The sequence below is a fragment of the Streptomyces sp. 8N616 genome, from assembly GCF_052246385.1.
GTDB lineage: Bacteria > Actinomycetota > Actinomycetes > Streptomycetales > Streptomycetaceae > Streptomyces.
This window is the reverse complement of record NZ_JBQQBY010000030.1, coordinates 41361-58292: the sequence shown is the minus strand read 5'-3', so window position 1 is coordinate 58292 and position 16932 is coordinate 41361. Positions and strand designations below refer to the sequence as shown.

Below are 16932 nucleotides of genomic sequence, written 5' to 3'. Positions count from 1 at the left end.
ACGGGTGACGCGGGGCCGCGGAGCAGGTACAACACCTCTGATGACCACCACCCTGCGGCCCACGGGGCCGGAACGGCGCGGCCCCGACGGGCTGCGGTCCCGCGACTACGAGGTCTGTGTCAACGGTCGCCGGGTCGGCACGATCGAGCTCAGTACGGACAGCAGGTTCGGCCCGGCCGTGGGCCGCATCGTGGACCTGCGGATCGAGGAGCGCGACCGGCGGCGCGGCCGCGGCACCGTCGCCGCGCTCGCCGCCGAGGAAGTGCTGCGCGGCTGGGGCTGCCGCCGTATCGAGGTGATCGTCCCGGCGGCCGCGACGACGGCCCGGCACCTGGCCGTCGCGCTCGGCTACACCGAGCGCAACCGGAACATGGTCAAGAAGGTCCCCGAGCAGCCGCCCGGACCCCCCGAGGGCAGCGAGGCCCGGCCGATGAGCGAGTCCGAGTTCGCGGCCTGGCTCGACTCCGCGAAGCGGGAGTACGTGGAGAGCTGGACCGACCGGGGCGTGCCCGAGGACGAGGCGCGGGCCAAGGCCGAGGCGGACCACGCCGCCATGCTGCCGTACGGCGTGCGCACGCCGGGCGCCGTGCTGCGCATCCTGTCCCACCAGGGCACCGACGTGGGCACCCTGTGGGTGTCCGTGGCCGAGGACCTGCCCGGCGACTACGACGGCTTCGTCTTCGACGTCCGGGTCGGCGAGAAGCACCGAGGGCACGGCCACGGGCGTTCGCTGATGCTGGTCGCCGAGCACGAGTGCCGGGCCGCAGGGGCCGACCGCCTCGGCCTCAACGTCTTCGCGGGAAACACCCCGGCGATCCGGCTGTACGAGTCGCTGGGCTACGAGACGGCCCGGCGCCACCTGTACAAGCCGCTGATCTGACGCCTGGCGCGTCAGCGGCCCAGCAGCCGGTCGGCGATCTCCTCGATCCGCTGCCGCAGGCCTTCCTGGCTCTTCCCGCCGTCGAGACGCTCGTCGCCGATCACATACGTCGGCGTGCCCGTGACCCCGATCGCCTTCCCCTCCGCCTGGTCCGCGTCCACGATCAGCATGTGCCGCCCGTCGATCAGCGCGGTGTCCATCTCCTCGGTGTCCAGGCCGAGTTCTCCAGCCACCTCCACGAGCAGCGGCTCACCCCGCGCCGCCAGCTCCTCCGTACGTCCCAGCACCGCTTCCACGTACGGCCAGCCCCTGCCCTGCGCCGCGGCCTCCTCGGCGGCCTGGGCCGCGGCGTAGGCGTGCTTGTGCTTCTCGAGCGGGAAGTGCCGAAGGCGCAGCTCGAGCGCCTCGCCGTAGCGCTCGCGCAGGGCGCGCAGGTCTTCCAGGGTGGCGCGGCAGTCCGGGCACTGCAGCTCGCACCAGAGGTCGAGGACGGGGCGGCTCGGGGTGGCGTTGCTCATGGCGCCAGTCTCGCAGGACGACCAGGGCCGCTCGAACCGGCACCTGGGAAGGAGCGCGTCCCGGAGATGTCCCTGAGGGAGCGCCCGGGGCATGGCCGGTGCCATGGCGGGCGGTGCACGATGGAAGCACGACCACCACGACGGGGATGGGAGTGCGCGCGATGCTGACCACGACCGTATGCGTGGCGCTGTCCGCCGCGGGCCTCGCGATCGCGATCCTCACGGCGTACCGGCGCCGCTTCCTGCGCGCGACCCGGATCGCCGCGCTCTCGCTGATCCCCGTCGGCCTGGCCATGGCCGGGCTCGCGGAGCTGGGCGGGAAGGTCGGGCGGGCCGTCGGCGACTGGGCCGCGGACCTGGTGTTCAAGCCGTCGGTGTGGGCGGGCTTCGCGGTCCTCGCCACATCCGTGGTGCTCTTCGCGGCCGCCAGGATCGCGGGGCGGCGCGGCGCGGGACGCAGGGTGCACGGGCCAGCAGGGCGGCCGGCCGTGGAGCCGGGGGCCTCGGCCCCCACGCTGGGCCCGGGCCGCCAGGCGGTCCAGCCCAAGCCGAAGGCCGGGTCCGGATCGTCCGACGGCCTCGAGGACTTCCAGGACATCGAGGCGATCCTCAAGAAGCACGGGATCTGACGAAGCCTTTGTCAAGTCATGACGAAGTCCCCTGAAAAATCCGCGTGTTGATCCTCAGGGGTGGCGGAGCTGCGCCATCATCGGCGGGAGATGAACGACGACCTCGCCACCCCTGGCGCCGACCAGTCCCTGTCCCCTGGTCCGGGGGACCCCGGCGCCGAATCGCGTGGCTGCCTCTTCGCACTCTCCCAGCCCCCGCTGATGCTGTTCCTCACGGTGATCGGCGCCCTGCTGCTCTTCACGGCTCTCTACGATCTGTATCCGTGGTGACGCGGCCGGTATCCGTGGTGGCGCGGAAGCGGCCGGCTCACTCCCCGGCTTCGCGGCGCCGCGCCCGGTACGCGGCCACATGCAGCCGGTTGCCGCAGGTCCTGCTGTCGCAGTAGCGGCGTGAGCGGTTCCTGGAGAGGTCCACGAAGGCCCGCCGGCAGTCCGGGGCCTCGCAGCGCCGCAACCGCTCCCGCTCACCGGCGACGACCAGGAAGGCGAGGGCCATGCCGCCGTCGGCCGCCAGGTGGTCGGCGAGGGAGGCGCCCGGCGCGAAGTAGTGCACGTGCCAGTCGTAGCCGTCGTGGTCCGTCAGGCGGGGCGTGGTACCCGCGCCCGCGACCATCTTGTTGAGCAGCTCCGCCAGGGCCCGGGTGTCCTCGGTCGCGAAGGCCTCGGCGAAGCCCGCGCGCACGCTCCGTACGGCCGCCAGGTCGCGGGCGTCGAGCCGTTCCACGTCGCTGATGCTGTGCCGGTCGACGAAGCGCCGCAGCGCGGCGACATCGGGCAGCGAGTCGGGCTCTTCGCCCTCCGCCGCGCTGTTGACCAGATCGACGACGGCGTCAAGTGCGCACCGGGTGTCATGGTTGATCAGCACGGTTCGCTCCCTGGCCGGTGGTCGACTGCTGCCTGGCTTCCGCAGGTGCGTGTGCATCCGCAGATGCTCGCCGACTTTAGCGCTCGCAACGCACCGGCGCCTTCGCCGCGATGCGATCCGCGGCGAAGGCGCCGGTGTCTGCGAAGTGTCTGCGATGTCTGCGGTGCGTGTGCGGTTGCGAGGTCCGGGCTCGCGCCGTCTCCCCGAGTCGGACGGCTACGGGCTGTGAGCGGTAGGGGGCGGTTGGTCCTGCTGTGCCTCTCAGGTGTCGCCCGGCTCAGCTTTCGGCCAGGATGTGGGAGAGCTCGGTATCGAGATCGAAGTGGCGGTGCTCGGTGCCCGGGGGCACCGCGGCGTCCGTCCGCTTGAGGAACGACTCCAGCGCCCGCGCCGGGGCCTCGAGCAGGGCCTCACCCTCCGGAGAGCTCAGGGCGATGCACACGACGCCCTGGCCGTGGCTGCGGGACGGCCAGACCCGGACGTCGCCGGTGCCGGTGGGCCGGTGCAGTCCCTCGGCGAGGAGGTCGCGGGCGAACACCCACTCGACGGTCTCCTCGGCTCCGGTGTGAAAGGTGGCGTGCACGGCGTAAGGATCGGCCGTGTCATACCGCAGGCCCGCCGGGACGGGCAGGGAGGATTCGCTCGACACAACGAGGCGCAGGTGCAGCTCGCAGCTGACCGTGGTGTTCATAAGCGCCAAGGCCTTTCGCTCAGTGTGCGCTCGGGGATTCGCACGTCGGCGAAATCGACATGCCACCTACGGTGTCGTTGTAAACCCCTCTGACCGTTTTGAGGTCGTTCAGGTACCCCGTACGGCGGAGTCCTGAGTCATCCTCGGCGACCATTCCGGTGATGCTTCACGGTCGGGTAAGTTGGGCCGTATGAATGCGGAGAGTGACGAGCGACGGGAGGTCGCCAAAGTGGGCGCCACCGGCGCTACGGGGGACGGCGCGACGGCGACGGGCGCGACGGCGGTCGGTGGACTGCTGGGCTCGAAGGCACCGCAGTTCATCCAGGCTTCGAGGACGCTGCATCTGAGCTGGCAGGTAGGCGTTTTCCTGGTCGGTCTCGCGATCGTGGCGGCGGGCGTGATCATGCTGCCGCTGCCCGGTCCCGGCTGGCTGGTGATCTTCGGCGGCATGGCGGTCTGGGCGACCGAGTTCGTGTGGGCGCAGCTGGTGCTGCGCTGGACGAAACGGAAAGTGACGGAGGCCGCACACAAGGCCCTGGATCCGCGGGTGCGGCGGCGCAACATAATCCTCACGGCGATCGGCCTGGTGATCATCGGAACCGGGATCGCGGTGTACGTCTGGAACTACGGTTTCGTGATGCCGTGGCAGGTCGGCCGATGACGCGCGGATGGTCAGGGGCACGCGCTGACATGCGGTAATGTGTGCCCTGCGCCCGGGCGATTAGCTCAGCGGGAGAGCGCTTCGTTCACACCGAAGAGGTCACTGGTTCGATCCCAGTATCGCCCACTCCGTTGAGGGGTGAGCCCTGCTCACAAGCAGCGTTTGCCACCTCAACTTCGTTTTTCTGCGCGGCTGCGCCGCGCGGGCGGGGGCTTCGCCACCCGCACCCCCACGCCCACCGGCCGAGGGGCCGGAGGCTTTCGAGCCTCCGGCCCCTCGGTGCGTTTCCGAACCCGGCGCGGGTGCGATCACCGCATTCGGCCCAGTGCGTCCCGGACCCGCCGTGCGTCACGCAGCCGCTGTTCGTACGTCGCGCCGACGGCGAGCAGCAGCAGGCCGGCGACGGCGGGCGGCAGCCAGCGGGGGAGCGCCTCCACGACCTGGACGATGTACGGGGCCAGCTCGTGCACGGCGTCCAGCGCCAGGGCGGCACCGCCGAGCAGCAGCGGCGCCTGGAGCTGCTGCCGGGCGCCGAGCAGCGTCACGGCCAGGGCGCCGAGCCCGAGGAGCAGCGGCCGCAGCCAGTGCGTGTCGCTCCAGGCCGCCACGAGGCTCGGCACCAGCGTCGCAGCGAGCCCGGGGCCGTACGTCGCCCAGGAGGACGCTGACGGCTCCTGGCGCCGCCTGCGGACGCCGACGAAGAGCGCGGCGACGCTCACCGGCAGCGTGTACGCCTCGGGGGCCGTGACGCCGGACGCCGAGAGCCGGACCCAGGTCGCGAGGACGAACAGCGCGGCGGCCGCGTGGGCGGCGCCCCGGCGGTCCGGGCGCAGCGCCGTGCCTGCCGCGATGACCCCGGCGAGGGCGAGGACCGTGGCGAGGACCGGCCGGTTTCCCGCGGCCAGGCCCATCGCGAGGAGCGCAGCCGCGTACCCGGCGCTCTCGACGGAGATCCCGGCCGGGACGGCGCGCAGCCGGGCCGCGAGGAGCGACGCGGCCGCGGCGACCGCCAGGACGGCGAAGGCCGTGCGGGCCGCCGGGAGGTCCCCGGCGGCGCACAGCGCGACCGTGAGCGCCACGGCGCACACGACGGCCGCGCACGCCGTCACGGCCTGCCGCAGGCGTCCCCCGGACGCCGCGGCGGCCCCGAACACGACCAGCAGGCTGCCGAACACGGCGAGCGTCACGGCCTGCTCGGCCAGCCCCCAGAAGCCGACGGTCAATGCCACCGCCACGGCACAGAGCAGCGCGGCGAGCGAGGCCCCGCCGGGGGCATCAGGGCCGGGGGAGGGTGGGCGCTCTGCGGCGTGAGCCGCTGGGCCGGTGGCGTCTGTGGGGAGGGCCGGGGGGCGCGCCGCCGGGCCGGATGCCTCATGGCCAGGGGGCGCGGGAGCTGCGCAGCCCGTTGGGTCGGAGTCTGTCGAGCCGGGCGCCCGTCCGGGGGACTCGCGGCCAGGGGACGCGGAGCCCTGTGCGGCGGAGGCCGCCGGGCGGGAAGGCGCCGGGTCCGTGGGGCCGGGCGTCGCAGCGGCCTCCGGGAGGGTTGCCGAGGCGACCAGGAGGACCGCTGTCTGGGCCACGAGCAGGGCCACGGCGACCGGGTACGGGAGGTCGAGAGCGACCGGCAGCACCACGCCCGCGGCGCACCCGGCCGCGACCGCCCAGGAGAGCAGCGCGGGCCGTCCGTGGCGCCCCGTTTGCCAGCGGTGCACCGCCAGGGCCGTCACCGCGGTGAGGGCCAGGACGGTCGGGACGGCGAAGGTGATCGGCCAGGACCACCCGGGTCCGAGCGTCCCGGCCGGGGTGATCGCCTCGCGCGATCCCACCGGGGCGCCGGACCAGACGGCGCCCACCCAGCTCACCGGGCCCAGTACGGCCGTGGCCACCGCGGGTCCGGTCCAGAGCAGCGCGCCGGCGTGGACGGCGCCCGCGGCGGCTGCCAGTCCGGCGGCCACGGGGGCGCGCCCGGCCAGGGCGCGGGCGGCCACCAGCACACCGGTTCCGCACAGCAGGTAGCCGAGGACGATCCATTGCTCGGGCAGCCCGGTCCTGAGCAGCCCGCCCAGCGCCGCGACCAGGGCCAGGCCGCCGCCGGCCGCAGGCCACGCGGCGCCGGCAGGCCGGTGTTCGCCGGAGGGACGGGTCCGGAGAGGCCGGTCCGGTGCGCCGGAGTCTCCGGCCTCGCCCGCACCAACAGGCGCCGAGGGTGCGGTCGGTGCCGACGCTGCGGCCGGTGCCGACGGCGCGGACAGTGCCGGAAAGCGCCACGACGCGCTCACTCCGGCCGCGGCCCCCACGAGCAGCAGCGCGGCCGCCCGCGCCGCCTCGGTGGTGCCGGATGCGGTCACCGACAGCCCCGCCGCGAGCAGCAGCCCTGCGGCCCCCGTCACCGAACCGGTCACGGCAGCGGTCAGGCGTACGCCCGGTACCCGGCACCACAGGGCGATCGCCAGGTCCGCCACCGCCGATGCCAGCAGCGCCGAGCCGAAGCCGAACGGACCGGCACCCTCCGCCACGGCCCAAAGAACCAGCGGCAGTTGGGCCAGGCATACGGCGATGGGGAGCGGCAGCAGCAGCCCGGCCGCCCGCGTGCCCGATCGCGCCTCCGCGTCCGGCGGCGCCTGGTCGGTGCCCTCGGCCTCGGAGGCGTGCAACCCCTCGCCGTCCGCGGGGCGATGGCGGAGCCACAGCCCGTACGCCGCCCAGGTCCCTGCGATGACGGCGCCGGCCGCGGCCGCGTAGCCCGCGACGTCCGCGTCCGGGAGCGCCACCCGGTGCAGCGCGTACGCGTCCAGCACCAGCAGGACCAGGCCCAGGCAGGCCACGACCTCCGAGGTCGCGACGAGCGCACGGCGCAGCAGCAGCGCGGGCGCACCCATGGCGGCCAGGGTCAGCGCGCCCAGGACCGCGGCCCGGCCGCCCAGCCCCAAGTGCCCCCAGCTGACGACGGTGAAGGCGGTCACGGCGATGGCCAGCAGCACGCCTCCGAGGGTCAGCAGCAGGTTCTGCACGGTCGGCGGGTCGGCCTCCCGGAACGGCAGCGGCGAGCCCGGCAGCGGCGAGTCCTGTCGCGGCGAGTCCCGCGGCGGCGACTGGAGTCCGGACCGCGGGGCCCAGGCCATCGCGCGGGCAGAGGCGGGGCCGGACCGCCGCAGCTGGGCGAGCAGTTGGGCCCGGCGCGCGAGCAGCCCTGAGCGCTGAGCCTCCACCCGGGCCAGGGTGAGCTCGAGCTGCTGCAGCTCGACGGCCGGCGGCAGGTCCGGTGGCACGTTGTCCATGCCCCGGGAGTGTGGATGCCGGGGAGGTACCCGGACATGGGCGCACGTACTCAGATCCGTTGAGTACGCGAAGCCGCCGGACCCGAACGGGACGGCCACACTGGCCCCATGGACTGGCACCGGTACCGCTTCCGCAGCCTCTGGACGGTCGATGCCGCGCCCGCAGCCGTCTACGCCGTGCTGGCCGTGCCCGAGGACTATCCCGCCTGGTGGCCGCAGGTCCGCGAGGTGAGCCGGACCGACGAGGGCACGGGTACGGCCCGCTTCCGGTCCGTCCTGCCCTACGACCTCCTGGTCACGATGCGCGAGACCCGGCAGGACCCGGCGGCCGGGGTCCTGGGGATCGCGATGAACGGGGACCTCGAGGGCTGGGCGCGGTGGACGGTCGGCGCCCGCGGCGGCGGTGCGCACGCTCTCTTCGAGCAGGAGGTCGAGGTGAGGAAGCCGCTGATGCGTGCCCTGGCCGTGCCCTGCCGCCCGCTCTTCCTGGCCAACCACGCGCTGATGATGCGCGGAGGCCTGCGCGGACTGCGCCGCAGGCTCGCGGATGTCGTTTGATGGAACTCTCCCGGGCACTGTATTGTTCAGGCCGTGCCGCGGGCCTGCCCCCAGCACATGGGGCGATTAGCTCAGCGGGAGAGCGCTTCGTTCACACCGAAGAGGTCACTGGTTCGATCCCAGTATCGCCCACGAGACCGAGGCCGCACGTGTCCGCGAAATGCGCGGACCCGCGTCGGCCTCGTCGTTTCTGCGCGGGACGCCGTCCCCGCGGTGCGGGGGCTTCGCCACCCGCACCCCCTGAAACCTGAAGCGAGGCCGGGACGCCAACGGGCAGCCCGGCCTTCGTCGTTGGAGCGATTCCCGGGCTACGCGGCGGCCGGCAGCTCGGGCCGCAGCGGCCAGGCGGGGTCGACGGCTTCGTCCGAGCCGTTCTGGGCGAACCACGACTGCAGTCCGCGCGCCTGTGCCGCGTGCCACACGGCCTGCCGGGTGTGCAGCTCGGCGGGGCTCAGTGGATCGAGCCGGGCCGCGAATCGCCGGCCCAGAGCCCGTACGACCTCCAGCGCTGCCACCGCGTCCGCCGCCGCGTCGTGGGCGGCGGACAGCACCACCTCGTAGTGCGCGCACAGGTCGGCGAGCGTGCGCCGGCCCTTGCGGTAGCGGTCCAGATGCTTGTCCAGCACCCGCGGGTCGAGCACGCACAGCGAGCCGAACCCGAGGTAATCGGCAAGGGCCTTGGCGCGGTGCCGCCGCAACTCGCGGTCCAGCAGCGTCAGATCGAACGGCGCGTTCATCACCACCAGCGGCGTGTCGGCCGCGGTCTGGGCGGCGAGCGCCCGCGCCACCTCCTCCATCACCGGCGCGGGCCACCGGCCCTCCCGGTTGAGCAGGTCCTGTGTCAGGCCGTGCACGGCGATGGCTTCTTCAGGCACCGGCACTCCCGGGTTCACCAGCCAGCGGCTGATGCGCGGCACCGCCGCCGGTGCGCTCTGGACCACCAGCGCGGCGGAGACTATGCGGTCCTGTTCCACGTCAATTCCCGTGGTTTCTGTGTCGAATGCGGCGAGCGGCCCCTCGTACCAGCACGGCATGTCACAACTCCTCGCGCGAAACCGGCAGATGGGAATTCGAACCCACTGCCCGAGCTGGTGATACCCGGGCCGTTTGCGCTGTACGCAGGGCGGAGACAACACAGATGACGGACCGTTCGAATGTCATCGGGTCCGGAGCGGGGAATCAATCGGCAAGGCCGGGAAGGCTATTCGGTCATGGCGCTCGCGCAGCCCGAACATGAGGGTCCCGCCCGTGCCGAAGGCTACGGGGGAGGGCTGCTGCCGCTGCGCGGCGGACTCGCCACCACTGCCTGCATGGAGACTCTCCAGGTGGGCTATCTCCACGCGGTCGCGGCCGCGGCGGGCTGCTCGCTGGCGCAGCCCTTTCCCGACAACGGGATCGACTGGCACGTCAGCCACAGCGCGCCGGGCCACGCCGTGGACGACGAGGTGACCATCAAGGTGCAGCTCAAGTGCACCTACCAGATACCCCCGCACCCGCCGGGACGGGCGTTCTCCTTCACGCTCGACAACGAGCACCTGGTGAAGCTCGCCCGCACCCCGGTGTCGGTGCACAAGATCCTGGTCGTGATGCTCGTACCGCGCAGCCGCGAGGAGTGGCTGCGCGCCTCCCACGACCGGCTCGAACTGCGGCACTGCTGTTACTGGACCAACCTGGCCGGGCACCCGGTGACCGGCCGGCGCAGAACCACCGTGCGGATCCCGACCACGCGGATCTTCGACGACCGAGCCCTCTGCGAGATCATGACCCGGGTCGGGGTGGGAGGGAGACCTTGATGCACCGGCCGTTCGACGAGTCCGTACGACCACATCCCCGAGAAGCCGCGGGAGCGCTGCCCCCGGGCGGCCTGGCCCCCGAGCAGGTGGACCCGGCCGTCCTCAGCGCCCTGCTGGGGCGGCACGGCTGGCGGCGGCGCGGCGGGGCGGCGGGCCGCTACGGCCGCTGGACCCCGCCGGGACCCGGGGCGGCCGGGACCAGCCTGCTGGTGCCGGAGAACCGCGCCTTCCCCGACAGCGAGGACCTGATCGCCGAGGCCCTCACCGCGCTGGCCCGCAGCGCCGCGCCGTCAGCCCGCGACGTGCTCGTGGGCCTGGCCGTGCCCAGTGACGAGATCCGCTGGTGGCGGGACGCGCCGGTGCCGGAGAGCGGTGCGGCGGCGTGGCCCGCGCAGGAGCAGCTGCGGGCGGGCGCGCGGGCGATGCTGGTGGCCGGTGCGCTCGCCGCGCGCGCCCGCGCCGGCTACTACGGGGCGCGGCACCGGCGGCACGCCGAGGCGGCCCTGGAGCGGATGCTCGTCGGGCCCGAGCCGGGCACCGGCCGGCAGCTGACCGTTTTCGTGCCGGTCGAGACCGGCCGCACCGCCGTCACCGCCCTGCTGCGCGCCCTGCACGCGGCCCGTGACGCCGTCGACTACCAGCGCGCCACGGGCGGGATGGAGGCCTTCGACGCGGCCGTCGAGCTGGGCGTGTGCCAGGAGCTGACCGAGGCGGTCGTGGGGCTCGTACGCGGCTCGGAGGGGGTGCGGGTGGCGCTGGACTGGTCGCCCGCCGCCGGTGCGCCGGAGGGCTTCGCGGGCAGGCCGGAGCCGGTGGAGTTCTCGCCGGGGGACCTGCCGGCCCTGCGGGAGGCGGGCGCGCGGTATGTGCGCGACGAGCCGTCCGTGCCGGTACGGGTCACGGGCGCGGTGGTGCGGATGCGCCGCTCGGCACCCGGCGGGCCGGGGACCGTACGGCTGCGGGTCCTGGCCGGGGCGGAGGTGCCGCAGGTGCGGGTGGCGCTCGACGAGGACGCGTACCGCATCGCGGGGCACGCGCACCTGGTCGGCCTGCCGATCAGGGTGAGCGGACGGCTGGAGAGCCGGGGCGGCTTCCGCCGTCTGACCGGTGCGCAGGGTGTGGTGCCGGTGCAGGTGGACGAGGCGGAGCGGGACCGGCTGATGAAGTCGCTGCAGGAGCACCTCGACTTCTTCGAGGAGGCGTGCGGCGCCGACGACGCGTAGCGGCCCAGGACCGCTTAGAAGATGCCGGCCTTGCGGTGGCGGTAGAGATCGCGCAACAGGGCGATCTCCGCTCCGTGGTGGATCACTTCGCGGTTGATGTGCAGCACGAGCGCGGCCATCGGCAGGTCGGCGAACGGCCCTTCGGCCGGTCCGCAGGGGCGCGCGAGGCCCTCGTCCCCGAGACCGCGCACACCCGCGGTCCAGGCCGCGTACCCCTCGTCGAGCTGGGCGAGCGCCTCCTCGGCCGTGCCCGCGTAGTGGAAGGACTCGTACGAGACGGGCGGGCCGCCGAAGTATGAGGCGACGCGGGCACCGAGGACGCCGACCACGATGTGGCCGAGCCGCCAGGCGATCGTCGTCACGGGCGCCGGGTCCGGCTCCGGGAAGGCGAAGTCGATCGTGAAGCCGCCCGCCCCGGCAGCGATGGGGGCCGTGCTCTCGCCTCTGGGACGCACGCTCCAGCAGCCGGGCACCGGCTCCCAGAAGTACTCGTCGTCGGACAGCCCCTCCAGGCGCTGCCGCAGCTGGTTTCGCCAGTGCCGGTCGAGCTGATCGACGAGCTCGTTGTTCCAGTCGATGGCCATGTCCGTCACGGTAGGCGCCGGGTAACCATTTCGCGTCCGGCCCGCCCGGCTCGGTACGATTCAGGCGCGCAGGCCGCCGCTTGCCGCACCACCCACAGTCAGGAGAGACCGGTGTCAGACGTCCGTGTGATCATCCAACGCGATTCCGAGCGGGAAGAGCGCGTGGTGGCCACGGGCACTACGGCGGCGGAGCTTCTGGGCGGCGACCGCAGCGTCGTCGCGGCGCGGATCGCGCCCGCGGGCGGGGTCGCGGCGCTGAAGGACCTCGCGTACGAGGTGGCGGACGGCGACGTGGTCGCGCCCGTCCCGATCACCTCCGATGACGGCCTCAACATCCTGCGCCACTCCGCCGCGCATGTGATGGCGCAGGCCGTGCAGGAGCTGTTCCCCGAGGCCAAGCTGGGCATCGGCCCGCCCATCAAGGACGGTTTCTACTACGACTTCGACGTCGCGACCCCGTTCCACCCGGACGACCTCAAGCGCATCGAGAAGAAGATGCAGGAGATCGTCAAGCGCGGACAGCGCTTCTCTCGGCGCGCGGTGTCCGACGAGGACGCGCGCGCGGAGCTGGCCGGCGAGCCGTACAAGCTGGAGCTGATCGGGCTCAAGGGCTCGGCCGCCGACGCCGCCGAGGGCGCGTCCGCCGAGGTCGGCGCAGGCGAGCTGACCATCTACGACAACCTCGACCCGAAGACCGGCGACCTGGCCTGGAAGGACCTGTGCCGCGGTCCGCACCTGCCGACCACCCGGAACATCCCGGCGTTCAAGCTGATGCGCTCGGCCGCCGCGTACTGGCGAGGCAGCGAGAAGAACAAGCAGCTGCAGCGGATCTACGGCACCGCGTGGCCGTCGAAGGACGAGCTCAAGGCGTACCTGGACTTCCTCGCCGAGGCCGAGAAGCGCGACCACCGCAAGCTCGGCTCCGAGCTCGACCTCTTCTCCGTGCCCGAGGACATCGGCTCGGGGCTCGCGGTCTTCCACCCCAAGGGCGGCATCGTCCGGCGGACCATGGAGGACTACTCCCGCAAGCGGCACGAGGAGTCGGGCTACGAATTCGTCTACACCCCGCACGCCACCAAGGGGAAGCTGTTCGAGAAGTCGGGCCACCTGGACTGGTACGCCGAGGGCATGTACCCGCCCATGCAGCTCGACGAGGGCGTCGACTACTACCTGAAGCCCATGAACTGCCCCATGCACAACCTGATCTTCGACGCGCGGGGCCGCTCGTACCGTGAACTGCCGCTGCGGCTCTTCGAGTTCGGAACGGTCTACCGCTACGAGAAGTCGGGCGTCGTGCACGGCCTCACCCGGGCCCGCGGCTTCACCCAGGACGACGCGCACATCTACTGCACCAAGGAGCAGATGGCCGACGAACTGGACTCGCTGCTCACGTTCGTGCTGAACCTGCTGCGCGACTACGGCCTGCACGACTTCTACCTGGAGCTGTCCACCAAGGACCCGGAGAAGTTCATCGGTTCGGACGAGGTGTGGGCGGAGGCCACCGAGATTCTGCGCCAGGCCGCCGAGAAGCAGGGTCTTGACCTGGTCATGGACCCGGGTGGCGCGGCCTTCTACGGACCGAAGATCTCCGTGCAGGCGAAGGATGCGATCGGCAGGACCTGGCAGATGTCCACCATCCAGGTCGACTTCAACCTGCCCGAGCGCTTCAACCTCGAATACACCGCGGCCGACGGCTCCCGGCAGCGTCCGGTCATGATCCACCGCGCGCTGTTCGGATCGATCGAGCGGTTCTTCGCGGTGCTGCTGGAGCACTACGCGGGCGCGTTCCCCGCATGGCTGGCCCCGGTCCAGGCGGTCGGCATCCCGATCAGCGACGACCACGTGCCGTATCTGCAGGAGGTCGCCGCCAAGCTGAAGCGGCACGGCATCCGGGTCGAGGTCGACGCCTCCGCCGACCGCATGCAGAAGAAGATCCGCAACGCCCAGAAGTCGAAGGTCCCGTACATGCTCATCGCGGGCGACGACGACGTGTCGAAGGGCGCGGTCTCCTTCCGCTACCGCAACGGCGAACAGAAGAACGGCGTGCCGGTAGAGGAGGCGGTGACCGAGATCCTCAAGGCCGTCGAGGACCGGGTGCAGGTCTGATCCGTAGGCGGGAGGCCCCTGGAGCTCAAGCCTTAAGGGGGCTTCTTCTCGTCCTCGCGCGTGAAGGTCTGCAGCAGCCAGGAGGAGAACGAGCCGGTCACCGCGCCCAGCAGCGCGAGGCCGCACGCCATCAGAGCGGCCGCGACCAGCCGCCCCTGCGGGGTCACCGGGGCCACGTCCCCGTAGCCCACGGTGGTCAGCGTCGAGCAGGCCCACCATGCGGCGTCGCCGAAGGTACGGATGGTGGTGCCGGGGGCGTCGCGCTCGGCCTGGTAGACGGCCAGCGACGCGGCGAAGCCCAGAAGCACCGAGGTCATGCCCGCGTACGTGATCACGCGCGCGTAGAGCGAGAGCGTCGGCTGGTCGCGGCGCGCCTGCACCGCGTTGTAGACCCGCACCATCCGCAACGGGCGCAGCAGGGGCAGCACCAGCACCACCGTGTCCAGCCACCGGGTGACGACGAACCGCACGCCGCGGCCGCTCAGCCGCAGCCGCACCCCGTAGTCCACCGCGAAGCACGCCCAGCTGACCGCCGTCAGCGCGAGCCAGAAGTCGAGCCACAGCCGGGAGAGGTCCGGCGCGAGCACCCGCACCGCGTACGAGGTGAGAAAGAGCAGCGACGCGGCGAAGAGCGGGATCTCGGTGCGCCGCTCCCAGCTCCGCATCCGGCTGTCGTCGTTCATCGGCTCAGCATCGCGGGACCGGCCGGGGCCGCCGCCCCGGCGACACGCTGCGAACGGGCGAAGCCATATGCTGCAGAGCATGACGAGTGAGCCGGAGCAGCAGATCGGAGTCGGGACGCCGGATGCGTTCCAGCGCTTGTGGACCCCTCATCGGATGGCTTACATCCAGGGGGAGAACAAGCCGAGCGGCCCCGGCTCGGGCGACGGATGCCCGTTCTGCACCATCCCGGCCAAGTCCGACGAGGACGGGCTGATCGTCGCCCGTGGCGAGCGGGTCTACGCCGTGCTCAACCTCTACCCGTACAACGGCGGCCACCTCATGGTGGTCCCCTTCCGGCACGTCGCCGACTACACCGAGCTGGACGAACCGGAGACGGTGGAGCTCGCCGAGTTCACCAAGCGCGCGATGAAGGCGCTGCGCACCGCGTCCGGGGCGCACGGCTTCAACGTGGGCATGAACCTGGGCGCGGTGGCGGGCGCGGGCATCGCGGCCCATCTGCACCAGCACGTGGTGCCGCGGTGGGGCGGCGACACCAACTTCATGCCGGTCGTCGCCCATACGAAGGTGCTCCCGCAGCTGCTCGCGGACACCCGCAGGATGCTCGCCGAGGCCTGGCCCGCGGCCTGAACGTCGGGGCGGGCTGACGTCCGGCTGCTCTGATGCCCGGGCGGCCTGACGTCCGCGCCTGAGGGCTGCCGCGCGCGGTCAGGCGGTTACGCGTCGTAGAGGTCGGCCCTCATCGGCGTCGCACCCTGGACGAGGCCGCTGAGGATGAGGGAGCGGTTGCCGAACTGCTCGGTGTCCACGCCGTTCTCCTCCAGGACGCGGAGCGCCGCCGCGTGCACCACCCGCAGGACCGGGGTGGCCGCGCGCAGGGCGTCGTCCGCCATGAAGCGGTGGCGCCACGGCTTGTCCGCCCAGGCGTGCCGCAGACCGAACGGCTCCGGCAGGGTCAGGCTCCCGCCGAGGTAGTCGAGGACCGGCGGGAACCAGGTCAGAGGGGCGCGCGCGGCCAGCCGTACCACCTCCTTGGCGTCCACCAGCGGCAGCGCCACCTCCTTGCTCTCCCAGAACTTCACGCTCCTGGAGACCACCTTGGTCTTCGCGGCGGGCTTGGTCGTGAACAGCGGGTGCACCGGGCCGAGGGCGTGGCCGGTCACCTCGATCCGCAGCGTCTCGTGCAGCACGGTGACCGTGACCAGCATGGTGATCACCAACTGCCCGTCCCACAGGACGAACTGCACGCCCAGATAGTGGCGGTTGCCGCTGCCGAACTGCTGCTCGTTGCAGATCCGCTGGATCTCGTGGCCCTTGATCTGGAAGGCGTCGGTGTCGCTGTCGTTCGGCCGGGCCACCTCGTCCGCGCCCTCGCCGATGGGCGACACGATCCAGTGCGTCACCGTCGGCTTCGGGAACCCTCCGGTGTGCAGCGGGCCGCGCTCCAGCATCCGCAGCTGGTCGTGGACGGCCCGGATGACATCCCAGCTGCGGAAGGGGTTGATGTCCTTGTCCGGGTCGCTGGAGACCAGGTCCTCCGCCATGTGCCAGCTGCCCCAGCGGGTGCCCATGCCGAGGATCCCCTTGGGGCCCGCGTAGAAGACGAGATTGCTGTGCTGCTCGGCGGACAGCCTGGCCAGGCCCTGGCGCAGGCGCTCCGCGCTGGTCTCGTTGGGGTTCTGCGGCACCGCCTCGGGGATCTTCGCGCCGACCCCGCCGCCCGAGAGCAGGCCCTCCCAGCGGTCCCGCAGGTCCTTCGCCGTACGCTCGCAGATCTGCTTCGCCCACAGCCAGCCGATCACCGGGGCGACGACCATCGCGCGCAGATAGAGTCCCCAGAAGCCGGTGAACGGCAGCCTGATGAGGAACAGCAGCGCCAGCAGGCCGACCCCGGCGAGCACGGCCGTACCGAGCGCCCCTGCCCTCCGGTTCTGCGATCCGGCCAGCGACCGGCGCAGCTGGAACGCGGCCAGCCACAGCAGCAGCCCGGGCAGGAACAGCAGCCCGAAGACCACCATCACCATCGTGAGCCGGGTGTCCCGCTCCTTGCGGATGCGGTTGGCGGCCAGGCAGTGCTCGACCACGGCCTGCGGCTCCGTGCCGAAGGACTGGATCAGCGGCTTCCGGGCGCCGCCGAGCATCCGCACCTGCACGGCGCGGGAGAACGCCTCGCCGAGATTGGGCTCGAACAGCGACAGCCGTGGTGCCGAGACCTGGGATTTGTGCCAGTCGCTGTTGGCCTTCAGCATGTCGGCGACTGGGCTGTCGCGGTAGGCGGCCGAGGACAGCGCACTGGTCGCCGCCGTCTGCCCTGCCGAGCCGGAGAGCGGGATCTGCGCCCCGGGACTGAAGTCGAACCCGCCGTCTGTCACTACCGCCCCCAACGCTGCTGCGCTTCCGCCAACGGATCTTCCCGACTACCGCGTCCGGCAACCCTCGTTCAGGGCACACCGTCTGACGTGCAT

General features: G+C 72.4%; 17 protein-coding genes and 2 tRNA genes. 11 read left to right on the top strand and 8 right to left on the bottom strand.

Features of this window, described 5'->3' with window-relative positions:
* Positions 1-40: 40 nt before the first annotated feature.
* On the top strand, positions 41-880 hold the full coding sequence (locus tag ACTWQC_RS25380) for a GNAT family N-acetyltransferase (RefSeq protein ID WP_443318111.1): 840 nt from the start codon (positions 41-43) through the stop codon (positions 878-880).
* An 11-nt stretch (positions 881-891) separates the two neighbouring features.
* On the opposite strand, the gene ACTWQC_RS25375 is transcribed toward ACTWQC_RS25380, so the two are convergent.
* Positions 892-1398: a DsbA family protein gene (locus tag ACTWQC_RS25375; RefSeq protein ID WP_443318110.1), complete on the bottom strand. Its 507-nt coding sequence runs from the start codon at positions 1396-1398 to the stop codon at positions 892-894.
* A 161-nt stretch (positions 1399-1559) separates the two neighbouring features.
* On the opposite strand from ACTWQC_RS25375, the gene ACTWQC_RS25370 reads away from it, so the two are divergent.
* Positions 1560-2027, top strand: a complete 468-nt coding sequence (locus ACTWQC_RS25370; RefSeq protein ID WP_443318109.1) for a hypothetical protein — start codon at positions 1560-1562, stop codon at positions 2025-2027.
* 90 nt (positions 2028-2117) lie between these two features.
* Positions 2118-2297, top strand: coding sequence for a hypothetical protein (locus ACTWQC_RS25365; protein WP_443318108.1), 180 nt, complete (start codon positions 2118-2120; stop codon positions 2295-2297).
* A 37-nt stretch (positions 2298-2334) separates the two neighbouring features.
* Here ACTWQC_RS25365 and ACTWQC_RS25360 read toward each other — a convergent pair whose 3' ends face one another.
* Positions 2335-2892, bottom strand: coding sequence for a CGNR zinc finger domain-containing protein (locus ACTWQC_RS25360; RefSeq protein ID WP_443318107.1), 558 nt, complete (start codon positions 2890-2892; stop codon positions 2335-2337).
* A gap of 277 nt (positions 2893-3169) precedes the next feature.
* Positions 3170-3583: an SsgA family sporulation/cell division regulator gene (locus tag ACTWQC_RS25355; protein WP_003959770.1), complete on the bottom strand. Its 414-nt coding sequence runs from the start codon at positions 3581-3583 to the stop codon at positions 3170-3172.
* Between the two features lie 190 nt (positions 3584-3773).
* On the opposite strand from ACTWQC_RS25355, the gene ACTWQC_RS25350 reads away from it, so the two are divergent.
* Both ACTWQC_RS25350 and ACTWQC_RS25345 read left to right on the top strand, forming a co-directional pair.
* Complete coding sequence (locus ACTWQC_RS25350) at positions 3774-4244, top strand: TIGR02611 family protein (protein ID WP_443318106.1); 471 nt, start codon at positions 3774-3776, stop codon at positions 4242-4244.
* A gap of 54 nt (positions 4245-4298) precedes the next feature.
* Positions 4299-4370: transfer RNA gene (locus ACTWQC_RS25345), tRNA-Val, on the top strand.
* A gap of 182 nt (positions 4371-4552) precedes the next feature.
* Here ACTWQC_RS25345 and ACTWQC_RS25340 read toward each other — a convergent pair.
* Positions 4553-7522 (bottom strand): SCO7613 C-terminal domain-containing membrane protein, encoded by a 2970-nt coding sequence (locus ACTWQC_RS25340; protein ID WP_443318105.1) that lies wholly within the window; start codon positions 7520-7522, stop codon positions 4553-4555.
* Positions 7523-7630: 108 nt separating this feature from the next.
* On the opposite strand from ACTWQC_RS25340, the gene ACTWQC_RS25335 reads away from it, so the two are divergent.
* Entirely contained in the window at positions 7631-8080 is a 450-nt protein-coding gene (locus ACTWQC_RS25335) for an SRPBCC family protein (RefSeq protein ID WP_443318104.1), read from the top strand.
* 60 nt (positions 8081-8140) lie between these two features.
* A tRNA-Val gene (locus ACTWQC_RS25330) sits at positions 8141-8212 on the top strand.
* Positions 8213-8388: 176 nt separating this feature from the next.
* Here the strand turns inward: ACTWQC_RS25330 and ACTWQC_RS25325 are convergent.
* Complete coding sequence (locus tag ACTWQC_RS25325) at positions 8389-9114, bottom strand: exonuclease domain-containing protein (RefSeq protein WP_443318103.1); 726 nt, start codon at positions 9112-9114, stop codon at positions 8389-8391.
* Positions 9115-9291: 177 nt separating this feature from the next.
* On the opposite strand from ACTWQC_RS25325, the gene ACTWQC_RS25320 reads away from it, so the two are divergent.
* Together ACTWQC_RS25320 and ACTWQC_RS25315 are read left to right on the top strand one after the other, a co-directional pair.
* On the top strand, positions 9292-9873 hold the full coding sequence (locus tag ACTWQC_RS25320; RefSeq protein ID WP_443318102.1) for a DUF4365 domain-containing protein: 582 nt from the start codon (positions 9292-9294) through the stop codon (positions 9871-9873).
* Entirely contained in the window at positions 9873-11096 is a 1224-nt protein-coding gene (locus tag ACTWQC_RS25315) for a hypothetical protein (protein WP_443318101.1), read from the top strand. The genes ACTWQC_RS25320 and ACTWQC_RS25315 overlap by 1 nt, the downstream gene beginning before the upstream one ends.
* 14 nt (positions 11097-11110) lie before the next feature.
* Here the strand turns inward: ACTWQC_RS25315 and ACTWQC_RS25310 are convergent, their stop codons facing one another.
* Positions 11111-11680, bottom strand: a complete 570-nt coding sequence (locus ACTWQC_RS25310; protein ID WP_443318100.1) for a DinB family protein — start codon at positions 11678-11680, stop codon at positions 11111-11113.
* Positions 11681-11791: 111 nt separating this feature from the next.
* On the opposite strand from ACTWQC_RS25310, the gene thrS reads away from it, so the two are divergent.
* Entirely contained in the window at positions 11792-13786 is a 1995-nt protein-coding gene (gene thrS / locus ACTWQC_RS25305) for a threonine--tRNA ligase (protein WP_443318099.1), read from the top strand.
* Positions 13787-13818: 32 nt separating this feature from the next.
* Here thrS and ACTWQC_RS25300 read toward each other — a convergent pair whose 3' ends face one another.
* On the bottom strand, positions 13819-14469 hold the full coding sequence (locus ACTWQC_RS25300) for a potassium channel family protein (RefSeq protein WP_443318098.1): 651 nt from the start codon (positions 14467-14469) through the stop codon (positions 13819-13821).
* Positions 14470-14536: 67 nt separating this feature from the next.
* Here ACTWQC_RS25300 and ACTWQC_RS25295 point away from each other — a divergent pair, with 67 nt between their 5' ends.
* Positions 14537-15097, top strand: coding sequence for an HIT family protein (locus ACTWQC_RS25295; protein WP_443318097.1), 561 nt, complete (start codon positions 14537-14539; stop codon positions 15095-15097).
* Positions 15098-15183: 86 nt separating this feature from the next.
* Here ACTWQC_RS25295 and ACTWQC_RS25290 read toward each other — a convergent pair whose 3' ends face one another.
* Positions 15184-16839: a hypothetical protein gene (locus tag ACTWQC_RS25290; protein WP_443318096.1), complete on the bottom strand. Its 1656-nt coding sequence runs from the start codon at positions 16837-16839 to the stop codon at positions 15184-15186.
* Positions 16840-16932: the final 93 nt, after the last annotated feature.

Excerpts from the sequence above, each read along its gene's own strand:
- ACTWQC_RS25340 (WP_443318105.1), bottom strand. The coding sequence starts at position 7,522 with ATGGACAACGTGCCACCGGACCTGCCGCCGGCCGTCGAGCTGCAGCAG.
- ACTWQC_RS25350 (WP_443318106.1), top strand. The coding sequence starts at position 3,774 with ATGAATGCGGAGAGTGACGAGCGACGGGAGGTCGCCAAAGTGGGCGCC.
- ACTWQC_RS25300 (WP_443318098.1), bottom strand. The coding sequence starts at position 14,469 with ATGAACGACGACAGCCGGATGCGGAGCTGGGAGCGGCGCACCGAGATC.
- ACTWQC_RS25295 (WP_443318097.1), top strand. The coding sequence starts at position 14,537 with ATGCTGCAGAGCATGACGAGTGAGCCGGAGCAGCAGATCGGAGTCGGG.
- ACTWQC_RS25335 (WP_443318104.1), top strand. The coding sequence starts at position 7,631 with ATGGACTGGCACCGGTACCGCTTCCGCAGCCTCTGGACGGTCGATGCC.
- ACTWQC_RS25370 (WP_443318109.1), top strand. The coding sequence starts at position 1,560 with ATGCTGACCACGACCGTATGCGTGGCGCTGTCCGCCGCGGGCCTCGCG.
- ACTWQC_RS25380 (WP_443318111.1), top strand. The coding sequence starts at position 41 with ATGACCACCACCCTGCGGCCCACGGGGCCGGAACGGCGCGGCCCCGAC.
- ACTWQC_RS25355 (WP_003959770.1), bottom strand. The coding sequence starts at position 3,583 with ATGAACACCACGGTCAGCTGCGAGCTGCACCTGCGCCTCGTTGTGTCG.
- ACTWQC_RS25315 (WP_443318101.1), top strand. The coding sequence starts at position 9,873 with ATGCACCGGCCGTTCGACGAGTCCGTACGACCACATCCCCGAGAAGCC.
- ACTWQC_RS25320 (WP_443318102.1), top strand. The coding sequence starts at position 9,292 with ATGGCGCTCGCGCAGCCCGAACATGAGGGTCCCGCCCGTGCCGAAGGC.
- ACTWQC_RS25365 (WP_443318108.1), top strand. The coding sequence starts at position 2,118 with ATGAACGACGACCTCGCCACCCCTGGCGCCGACCAGTCCCTGTCCCCT.
- ACTWQC_RS25310 (WP_443318100.1), bottom strand. The coding sequence starts at position 11,680 with ATGGCCATCGACTGGAACAACGAGCTCGTCGATCAGCTCGACCGGCAC.
- ACTWQC_RS25325 (WP_443318103.1), bottom strand. The coding sequence starts at position 9,114 with ATGCCGTGCTGGTACGAGGGGCCGCTCGCCGCATTCGACACAGAAACC.
- ACTWQC_RS25375 (WP_443318110.1), bottom strand. The coding sequence starts at position 1,398 with ATGAGCAACGCCACCCCGAGCCGCCCCGTCCTCGACCTCTGGTGCGAG.